This is a genomic window from Microcoleus sp. CAWBG27 (assembly GCF_020883145.1).
Classification (GTDB): Bacteria; Cyanobacteriota; Cyanobacteriia; order Cyanobacteriales; family Microcoleaceae; genus Microcoleus.
In genome coordinates this window covers 1-10,120 of record NZ_JAHREU010000119.1, presented here as the reverse complement: position 1 = coordinate 10,120, position 10,120 = coordinate 1, and the positions used below count along the sequence as shown (strand labels likewise).

The window sequence follows — 10,120 nt, the reverse complement described above, 5'->3', positions numbered from 1 at the left end:
GGACTACTGGGTGATGTTGAGTCACCGAGATAATTGAGTATTTCTACTCATTTTTGTCTCGGATGATTCACTTTTCCCCCCTCAATCCCCCTATGTGCCAGTTGGGGGTGCGGAATGTGGGTTATAAAGGGGGAGTCGCGGGACGAGTCGCAAGATGAGTGGCGCCTTAAAATTGAAATTAGCTTAATTGCTATCTTGTATTCGTAGGCGCCAGCCCGCAATCAAACCGGACAAAATAAACGAGCCTTAATCAGTGAAGTAAGCATTCAGTTGCTTTTGGGAGATTCGTAGGCTCTTCTTGTCCTTGTACTTTTATTCTCCCCAACTACATGAAATATTTAATCGTAGGCATTGACGTTTCTCGGTCATCAATTGCCGCGTGTTTTATGCTGGAAAAACCCAGCAACCCCCGCGACGACTACTTTGACGCCGACATCAAGGAGTATCGCTCGAACCTTGAAAATTTAAATAATTTAAGGAAAAAAATCGAGAGCTTCAGCGCCGACAAAATAATTGCAATCTGCGAGCCAACCGGAATTAATTACGCAAAGCTCTGGATGAATAAACTTGCCGACTGGGGAATCGAAGTAAGAATGATTTCCAACAGCAAACTGCCCAACTACAGGGCAGAATTGATGGGGAAAGAAGGCAAAAGCGGCGCAAAAACTGATGACATTGATGCCTTTGCTATTGCTTGCTGGTATTTCGACAAACCGGAATCAAGCTACCTCAAAATTCGGGATTCCCTGGTGAGCCAAGTTAAGCAAATTTGCTTGCGGATAGAACATTTGAATCGAGTGCAATCCCCTATCATCAACAGAATGAGGCAGGAGCTAGCGTGGCAATGCCCAGAGATTGCCCAAGTACGATCGGCAAAATCGCAAGAAGAATTACCGCCCCTGATGTGGGGATGGCTGGCAGGACGGCGAAAGTCGCAAAAGTACGATCGCATTTTGGACGCAACCGTTGGCGCTGGAATCGAAGCTCAAACTCAGTGGGCCGCCAGCCAATACTGTGAAATCGAAGAGGAAATTTTCAAGCTCAAAAAACAGTTGGTTCAACTAATCGAGCATCCGCAGTTTCGGGAATATCGGCGGATTTTTACAAAATTCGGTTTCGGGTATCAACTGCAAGGGTACTTGCTCGGTGCGATTTACCCGATCGAAGACTTTCTAAAAGACGGCAGGCCGGAAGTAAAAATCAGGAAGAACCGCCAAACTGGCAAAGAGTGCAAGCTTAAATTGTCCGAGCGCCGCTTCATGAGAGCCGTCGGCATGGGCGTAATTCGCGACGACAGCGGCCAGAAGAAAAAGGGAAAACAGTCCGGCAGTGCGCTGTGTAGGAAAGCACTCTGGCAATGGTGCTTCACTCGGTTAGAAGTTAGCCGAAACAATCCGCCGCTGAAATTTGTTTACGGTCAGGGGAGCGACGCCGAGCAAATGTCTCCGGCGGAAAACCTAAAACGGAGAAAGAAAGGTGGGACTCCAATTAAACTGGCCCGCCAGCGAGTTATCGCCCGCTGCATCCGCGAGCTCTTTAAGGAGTTGTGCGGCATCCTCAAAATCTAAAATCTAAAATCTAAAATCTAAAACTCCACTAAAAAACCCACGGGAGTAGTCTGTCCGTGGGTCTTTAAATGAGGAGAAACCTTGTTACAGTGAATACACAGGTCAGTTTATTTGTTCTATGTGAACTAATTTTCAGCAAACTACACCAAAACAGGAGTAACGCGCCAATGGTCTCTACCGCCCCAAAAGAAATATCCACCCACAAGGAATCGCTATTGAAGCAAAAGCATCCTAAAACTCACAACCATTATAGGTTTCAGGATTTTTTTGCCTTCGATCGCGAGTTTGGTACAATTAACGACTGGAATAAGTCCCGCAACATTTTTACCAGCGAAGACTTCATCATCGGTTTAGTGGAGGGACTCGAAGAAGAAGTAGGCCCGGCGTCCTCTGTCATCATGTATACTATTGGTTGCCAGTGGGGGCTGCAAGATTCCGAATTTTTTCAAAAATGGTTTAGCGCCGAATTCAGCCAGAACATTCGCCAGTCGAATCTGATGTTCCTGCTAGAAACTTGGTGGTGGCCTTTCACTGCTCAAGGTTGGGGTCGCTGGGAAGTTGACATGAGCGATCGCAAACATGGCTGCATCTTCATCAACCTCTTTGACTCAGCAGTTGCTCGAACTTTGGGCGACGTAGGCAAACCAGTTTGTCACCTATACGCCGGTTTGTTCGCCGGTTTCTTCGGAGCTCTAGTCAAAAAGCCTCTTAGTTGCATAGAACTTCAATGTTACTCAATGGGAGAAACCTATTGTAAATTCCTCCTCGGCAACCCAGACAAAATTGATGCAGCAGCATTCTGGCTCAACGAAGGTGCCAACGCCCGCGATATTCAAAATCGACTGCAACACGGTGAAATATTGCGGTAAACAACCTGGAAAGGCACATCCTCTGCCCTGCCTTTCCTCCCACCAATCTCGCGATCGCCAATAGCGACCGATGGTGGGTCTCTCCAGGCAGGAAGAAAGATGAAAAGTCAAACTTCATGGTTGGGTAAGTCTGTCCAAGACTTCTTTGGTCACTATAATTGGCTGGGACAACCTTTAGAAACCCAAAATGGCTCGACTTCTGGTCAAACGCTGAGTTTAACGCGATCGGTAGCAGACTTTTTTCAAGCTATTTCTTGGGAAGGAATTCCCGAAGTAGGCGCCCTACCCCTACCGCCACCCTTGCCAGCAATTTCTATTTCTGAACCTGCCGAAGTCACCATTGACGATCTATTCGACCTCTTTTAATCTGCGTGGGGAATTGAAAATCGCCAATAGTTAATATTGATTAGTTGTTATTTGTTATTGGTGGTAATTACGAAAATTATTACCAACTGTCAACTGTCAACTGTCAACTGTCAACTGTCAACTGACTTCCTTTTATCAATTACCGATTACCAATTAATTAAAATCATGCACCCTGAGATTGAGGCCCTGCTGGATCAGGCAGAAACCCGCTTTCTAAAAGGCGAAGAACTCATAACTTTTAAGCGTCAAGCTGCAATCCTCGCCCAGCGCTTAAAAATTTACGAATTTTTGCGAGAGAAGGAAGCAAGCATCTTCCAACCAATAGCCAACAAGCTACAAGAAAAATTCCCCGACGAAAAAGAAGAAAACTTAGAACGATCGCTCAAACACTGGATTTTAGTCTTGCGGTACTGCGCCATGGCCATGCTGCTGAACGATCGAGATTTTCTCGAACAGCGATTCCTAGACTGGGTTTCCGGTATAGTCGAAGCCCACCAAACTCAAAAAATCGAAGCAACTGTTTGCAATTTGTTGCAAACTCGTTTAAAAGAAATGCTTTCCGAGCAAGCAAGAGCATTGTTGCAACCATTTTTTGACCAAGCAAAATCAATGATTGTTGACCAAGGCAATAAAGAATAGGCAACAGGTAATACCTTGAAAAAATGTAATTTAGGAAGCATAAATGATGAGTTATTAGTAATAGATTGAATTTTAAACTTAATCCTCATAACTCCTTTTTTACAAACAACCAATTGCCAATTCCAAATTTCCTAGCTCCATAATAATTTATCTCTTCCGTCTTCCTTCTTCCTTCTGCCCTCCACATCCCCATTGCCGATTAACCATGATTAATATTGCCGAATTGCTCAAACAGCCCCGCCTCCCTGGAAACTACTTTGCTAGCGATGCCTACGTCCGAGGCGACCTCGAACTAGGCCTGCTAGAAAACCGCCGGGGCGATCGGCTCATAGCCCTCCCAGAAACACTGATTCAAGCCATTCATATCGGCTTAGAACAAGAAACAGGCCAAGCCTCCCGCCTCGTGCTTTTCAACTGCGGTCGTTGGTGGGGGAAAAACTTCTACGTGCGTTTTTGCGAAGAAGTCAGCGAATACTACGGCCAGCCAGTTTCCGAAATGGAAATGGTAGAATTTCTTCAGTCCTTGCAACAGTGCTGGAAAACTCACGGATGGGGAAAATTTGAATTTGACCCCAGCTATTCCGAACAGGGATTTTTAATAGTAAAGATTGGTAACTCTCTTTTTGCTAAAACAGCTCCCAAGTCGAAGCGGCCGGCCTGTTATTTAGAAGCAGGCATCTTAAGTTCCTTCTTTAGTCAGCTTACAGGTCGAGAACTCCACTGCTTGCAAACCTCCTGCGAATCCTTGGGTTCGGACTGCAACCGCTTTATTTTAGGACTGCGCGATCGCCTCCAACCAGCAGATTCTATGGTCGAAGAAGGACAAGCTCACGAAGCTATTATCAGTCAGCTTTGCCAAAAAAACTGACTCGTGTAACAGCTATTAGTTTATTGTCAATAACTATCAGCTAGGTTATTGGGCGGCTATTTTATCCACCCGACGATCGAACACTACAGACAGTTAAATTATCAAAAATCTACAGAGTTTTAAAAATGGTTTTAGCTATTTCAAAAAAAAATTGACTGTAACTCAATAAGCTTGGGTTAGCTAAGCGTTTCATTGCTGTCCCCGCTCTCGAAGGGAGCGATATGTTATGAAAGCAATCACCAAGACTTTCTTGGGTTCTCAAGTAACAACAGGTGCGGGCATAAAAATTATCTTTTTAACCCAAGCTTAAGTAGTTGGACAAGATTAATTACACTGCATTAATTACACTGCGATGCTCGCCAAGCTTCCCAAGTAGTGATTGCCAAGCATTTTTTGTGAATTGATTGTGTCAGGTTACTTATTGGACTATAACTCGCACCTAGACAATTCATGATTTACGTTAGAACAATACTCCGGACATAATTTTGGCTAATTTTAACAATCAAAGCTCTATCGAGGCAACTGCTGGAACTCGATATTTGCTTTTTAACATCAAGGGTGCAGCCTAGAGAGATAAAAAATCACAATTTTTGAAATTAACGCCAAAAAAATGTTATGTAACAGTTCAAAAAACTGTCAGTATTGTTAGAAACTCATAAAATTTAAAAGCAATCACAACCTCAAACTTTTTTCTCAAACTTAATGGACGCCAATGAACTTCTAAATCGATATGCAGCCGGCGAAAGAGATTTTAGACAGGCCAACTTGCGCGGCATTGTGTTGAGTCCGATCGATTTATACCGTTCCAGCGATGCCCCAACTCTACGTTTGGACAATCTTAACGAACACCAGCACAGACCATACTTAATTGGTGCTAACCTCAGTCAAGCCGACCTCACCAAAGCCCATTTGAGCCGGGCCAACCTCAGCAAAGCCGACCTCAGCGGAGCCAATCTGACCGGCGCCAACCTCATGGCAGCAAGTCTCAGCGGAGCCAATCTCACCGATGCCAATCTCACCAACGCCAACCTAGCCGGAGCTCACCTGAATTGGGCAAACCTGACAGGAGCAATTCTCCCCAAGGCAAATCTCATAGGTGCAGATATGAGCGCGGCAAACCTCACCAAAGCCGTTCTGAGCGAAGCAAATCTCAGTAAAGCCTATCTGATTAAAGCCAATCTCAACGGCGCAAACTTGAAAGATGCAGACTTGACTCTAGCAAGTCTCAAAGAGGCAGACTTGAGCGACGCACAGCTCACCGGAGCCGAATTGTCCAAAGCCAACCTAGCCGGAGCCAACTTAACCCGTGCCGAACTCAGCAAAGCCAACCTCAGCAAAGCTAACCTCAGGCGAACTAACCTCACTCAAGCTTATTTAAACAGCGCGTGTTTGAGCGAATCAGATCTCAGCGAAGCTTGCTTGGACAGAGCAAATTTGTGCAAAGCAGATCTGAGCAAAACCTACCTCAGAAAGATTACTTTGAGTGGCTGCCACTTAAGCGGTATCAACCTCAGCGGGGCTGATTTGGGGGGTGTAGACTTGAGCCGCAAACTTTTAACCGGAATTAATATGGCAGAGGCCTTGTTGAACGAAGCCAATTTCAGCGGTGCTTATTTGATGGAAGCTAACTTGAGTGGAGCCAATCTCACCAAAGCTAACTTGAGCGGGGCATACCTGATCAATGCCAACCTTTCTAATTCTTGCCTGCGTGAAATTGACTTGAGCAAAGCTAACCTCAGTAAAGCCAATTTGCGGAAAGCTGACTTGACAGGAGCAAACCTCCGCGGAGCCATTCTCAGTGAGGCGGATTTGGGGGGAGTGAACTTGCTTGGAGCTATTCTTCCTAACGGCAAAATCTATCACGGTTAATGCGATACCAGTCCGCTAAAACAATACAACCCTTGCCCCTTGCTCCAAGCATTTATGCAATCAGTCATTCCCGCTCGAAAATGATATGACTTTCCCTTGATTATTTACCGACTATAGTGCGGTTGATGTCGAGAATCGGAAAAAATAAGCTGATTTCTTCAGCAGTGAGATATTGTTTTATTACCTTTTTCATGACATCGTAGGTCACGGTCGAACTATTACGACTGTGAACAGCGCCTAAAATACTTTGCAACCAAAGCAGCAGCCGATCGCGCAACCGTTCAGTATCATTAATCAACAGTGCTGCCGCCGAATGCCTCAATACCCGCACACCATCTCCACGGCACTTTTCAGTCAGATCTTGAGAACCGCGGCGATATAAACTAGGGTCGATAGATTGCATTTGTGCTTCCACCTGCCGAATAATTTCTTTTTCAGAGGCTTGAAGTTTTTTATAAGCGCTCATCCGGTGATTTAAAGACTGAAAGTAGTCTTTCAAAAATTGGAGTTCTTCAGCGGTGGCGTAGCGTCCGTCTGCTTCCGTGCTCAAACGTGCAAGTTGGCTCAACATAGATTTTTCTCAACTACTAAAATACAAACATATCAGTTTTAAGCTTCTTTAGTACGAACTAAATATTGTCCTACTTGGAAGCGGGTTTCATTAAGCTGTGTAACGATCGAACGAGTAATTAACTTTCCCGATTCTACAACTACTTGACCCGTAATTGGGTGTAACAAATCTTGCTGAGCTCGGCGACCGATCAGAGCTTCCACATTTTCAATAGCATTAATGTACATCCCCGCAGGTATCTGTACAACGACACCCTCACCCATAATTTGAGCTTGACAAGCAAGTCGCGAATTGGCTTTAGCTGTAGTAATGACCTCCAGCGTCCTCCTCTCGCGACGGTTCATGTCAGACAAACCTTCCATGCCCTCTTTAATGTAAACGTGGCAGGTAGCGCACATTCCTCGCCCGCCGCATTCCTTAAGAACGTCTAAGTCTTTGGAAAGTAAGGCAGCCAGGATATTCGATCGGGTTTCCACTGCCATTTCCTCGGCAATTGGATCGAGTCTAATAATTTTAACCATATTGATTTTTCATCCTGTCAAGTTCAGTATGCAAGCAAGTGCGATCGACATATTCAAAGCCAAAAAAATTTGGCTAACACTCAAAAAAGCTAAGATGGCTTGACGACAGCCTCAACTTCTGGCTCTCTAACCCAGATTGCATAACCGCTAGCTGTTTTCGTAATCGCTGTTGAGTCACCCCGATTCGCCAACTTAGCCACGATGGCTAAAACCTTCGATGGTTCTTGGACAGCTTTGAAAAAACTGTAATACTCACAATCAACTAAAATAGCAGCCACAGGCAGTTCCAGATCCGGTACCCGAATCCGGCAAGATTGATACTGACTGCGAAACTCAAGGATTTTGGTAGGTGCGACCGTGCGATCGCTCCTAGGAGGCTGAGAATGAACCTGAGATAACATAGCAGTACCTGGCGATCGATTCAAAAAATTGAATTTTTGTCAGCATTCTTTACATATTTTAATACTAGCTCAAGCTTTTTCTATAATTAGACCGATGCAACATTCTAAGTACCGTATTTTAGGGCTAGTCGGACAAGGGCAATTTGGTCGAGTTTTTTGTGCCAGCGTTCGAGAAACTCCCGCCAAGGACTCCCGCCTCACCAGCCAACTGGTTGCTCTCAAAGAACTCAGCCATCAAAAAGCCCCAACTAGCGAATTTTTAAGAGAGCTGTGGTTTCTGATCACCTTGCAACACCCCAACATTGTCACCTGCCGAGCTCTCGAACACACAGCCACAGGCAGGTACTTGGTTATGGACTACTGTGAGGGAGGAACTCTCCGCAACCTGCTCAAACAAGACCGTCCCTTGCGGTTGCTCGAAGGTTTACAGCTAGTCATGGAACTTTTAGCAGGCTTAGACTACGCCCACCGCCGAGGCGTAGTTCATTGCGACATCAAACCTGAAAATATCCTCCTCACTCTAGGCTCCAAAGGTTGGTCGCCGAGGCTGTCTGACTTTGGTATCGCCCGCCGACTTCCAGAAATCGGTACAACTCGCCTCCACCAAGAAATTTCTCCCGACGCTACCGTAGGTTCCCCAGCCTACATGGCCCCAGAGCGGTTTTACGGTCTTTATTCCCCCATGTCAGATATATATGCAGTGGGAATTTTGCTGTTTGAGTTGCTCATGGGCTACCGCCCTTTCGGCGGAGCCCCCGGAGACTTGAGGTGGGCGCACCTGAATCAACGCTTGCAACTTCCCGACGCCATCCCCGAACCGTTGCAAGCAATAGTCAAAAAATCTTTGGAAAAGCTGCCGGCCCGCCGTTTTGCCAGTGCTTCCCAAATGGCTCAAGCTCTGCGACTGATCGTGTACGACCCCGCTGTCCGGCAATTGGGCGACTGCATTGTTCCTTGGGAAAACCCCACAACCAACAGCGCTAAAAACCTGAAGTCGGACACTGATTCTGCGCTGGAATCCGAAGAGGAAAAATCATCACAGCCGGCTATTAATTTACTTCGGACTGTTCGTTATTCGGTTTTGCAGCCAAAACCGCTAATACTTCCTGCACCGCTGACTGCTTTAATTGCCACGGAAAAGTATCTCTACGCTTCTGTAGGTAAAGAGGTAAAGGTTTGGTGTCAGCCGGGACAACACGCAGTTACAACAGAAGAAATGCCGACTTCTATATTAATGCCGGAAATTGTGCGTGGCATTTTACCTGCTTCCCACGGCTGCTGCGTTCTCACTCAGCAAAAACTTTACTGGCTCAACGAGGGTTCTGTGGAGCCTCAGTGCCTACTCGATATGGGTGTAAGGCAAGGTGCAGATGCTTTTAAAGCTGCTGTTGATTCTCACGGTCGCTGGTTGACAGTAGCTGTTCCCGGCGAACTGCGTTTTTATGCTTTAGCTGACAATAGCACCGCGGGCGATCGAGAAAAAGCCCTAAAGTCGATCACTACTGTGCCTTTACCGGAACACTATTTACCAGAATTAACGTTTTTGGATCGACGACACGTTTTAGCCGTTTGGCCAGACAACGAACCAAAAAATCCCCAAACTATTTTTAGAGTTTACACTCGCCGCGGCACATCAGTGGGTTCTGTAAAGTTGTCTGCCAGCGTCGGACAGATGCTGCTGACACCTGAGCCTTATACCTTGCTCGGAATTCCCCAAGGTGGTAAAGCCGCTGTGTTGTCGATGAAATTGTGGCCGCTCAAGCTAGCGCGAATTCCTCTTGAAAGTTTGCCCGTGTCTGCTTGTGTGACTAATTGGGGATGGGTGTTGGCAGATGTTGGGGGGCAGGTAGCAGTGTTAAACAGTCAAGGGATTCAAGTAGGCAATTTTAGTGGCCCAGCCTCACCTCGGGCGATCGCCCCTTGGGGTAGCACAGGTTTGGTGATTGCTGCCAATACTGAGTCGGAGACTCACTTGCACTTTTTAGACGTAGATGTTGAGGAGACAAACTCGCGATCGAGTCTCAAAGCCTGATAAATGGGCTAACTGAAAATGTTTGGGGGTGGCTGTAATTAAGGAGATTGTAGTTGCGGGCGATGGATTTGTGTGGGGCTAGGACTTGCAGGTGGGCGATCGGATCGATCGCATACCCCAATTTCCCTGAGTCAAGTGCAGCGAATGCCGGCACTACTCATCATATATATATGAATCAGATTGACCGATCGCCTAGTGCTGTGGTGAACAGGGTGCGATCGGGCTGACACCGTAACCAAAGTCTTAGTAGCTCTGACTAAATCCGATTATATTCACCTCTGAAGTATTCTACAGAGTGCTGTCAAAAACGGACATAGGGGGTAAAAAAGCAGGTTGTGGGGTTAAAGCAGATTGGGCGATCGGAAATGCGAGCATCAAGGAACAGCCGAAACCCGTGCGGTGTATAGGTTCAAAAA

Annotated in this window: 10 protein-coding genes; 7 read left to right on the top strand and 3 right to left on the bottom strand. The window is 46.2% G+C overall.

The window, feature by feature from the left end; genetic code table 11:
- Positions 1-329: 329 nt before the first annotated feature.
- The 6 genes from QZ938_RS32010 to QZ938_RS31985 all read left to right on the top strand — a co-directional run bounded on the left by QZ938_RS32010 (position 330) and on the right by QZ938_RS31985 (position 6,179).
- On the top strand, positions 330-1,568 hold the full coding sequence (locus tag QZ938_RS32010) for a transposase (RefSeq protein ID WP_293356315.1): 1,239 nt from the start codon (positions 330-332) through the stop codon (positions 1,566-1,568).
- A gap of 167 nt (positions 1,569-1,735) precedes the next feature.
- Positions 1,736-2,437 carry a V4R domain-containing protein gene (locus tag QZ938_RS32005; RefSeq protein WP_293157777.1) on the top strand — a complete coding sequence of 234 codons (702 nt, stop codon included), beginning with the start codon at positions 1,736-1,738 and terminating at the stop codon, positions 2,435-2,437.
- A gap of 99 nt (positions 2,438-2,536) precedes the next feature.
- Positions 2,537-2,803 (top strand): hypothetical protein, encoded by a 267-nt coding sequence (locus tag QZ938_RS32000; RefSeq protein WP_293157780.1) that lies wholly within the window; start codon positions 2,537-2,539, stop codon positions 2,801-2,803.
- A gap of 60 nt (positions 2,804-2,863) precedes the next feature.
- On the top strand, positions 2,864-3,442 hold the full coding sequence (locus tag QZ938_RS31995) for a phycobilisome protein (RefSeq protein WP_293356318.1): 579 nt from the start codon (positions 2,864-2,866) through the stop codon (positions 3,440-3,442).
- A gap of 205 nt (positions 3,443-3,647) precedes the next feature.
- The gene (locus tag QZ938_RS31990) at positions 3,648-4,310 is read left to right on the top strand and encodes a V4R domain-containing protein (RefSeq protein ID WP_293356321.1); all 663 of its coding nucleotides are present in this window, start codon (positions 3,648-3,650) and stop codon (positions 4,308-4,310) included.
- Positions 4,311-5,012: 702 nt separating this feature from the next.
- Positions 5,013-6,179, top strand: coding sequence for a pentapeptide repeat-containing protein (locus QZ938_RS31985; RefSeq protein ID WP_293157789.1), 1,167 nt, complete (start codon positions 5,013-5,015; stop codon positions 6,177-6,179).
- 100 nt (positions 6,180-6,279) lie between these two features.
- On the opposite strand, the gene QZ938_RS31980 is transcribed toward QZ938_RS31985, so the two are convergent.
- The 3 genes from QZ938_RS31980 to QZ938_RS31970 form a co-directional block, all read right to left on the bottom strand.
- Entirely contained in the window at positions 6,280-6,750 is a 471-nt protein-coding gene (locus QZ938_RS31980) for a phycobilisome protein (protein ID WP_293157792.1), read from the bottom strand.
- Between the two features lie 38 nt (positions 6,751-6,788).
- Positions 6,789-7,271, bottom strand: a complete 483-nt coding sequence (locus QZ938_RS31975; protein ID WP_293157795.1) for a 2Fe-2S iron-sulfur cluster-binding protein — start codon at positions 7,269-7,271, stop codon at positions 6,789-6,791.
- 89 nt (positions 7,272-7,360) lie between these two features.
- Positions 7,361-7,672: a hypothetical protein gene (locus QZ938_RS31970; RefSeq protein ID WP_293157798.1), complete on the bottom strand. Its 312-nt coding sequence runs from the start codon at positions 7,670-7,672 to the stop codon at positions 7,361-7,363.
- A gap of 94 nt (positions 7,673-7,766) precedes the next feature.
- Between QZ938_RS31970 and QZ938_RS31965 the strand changes: the two genes are divergently transcribed.
- Positions 7,767-9,704: a serine/threonine-protein kinase gene (locus QZ938_RS31965; RefSeq protein WP_293356324.1), complete on the top strand. Its 1,938-nt coding sequence runs from the start codon at positions 7,767-7,769 to the stop codon at positions 9,702-9,704.
- The last annotated feature ends 416 nt before the right edge of the window (positions 9,705-10,120 follow it).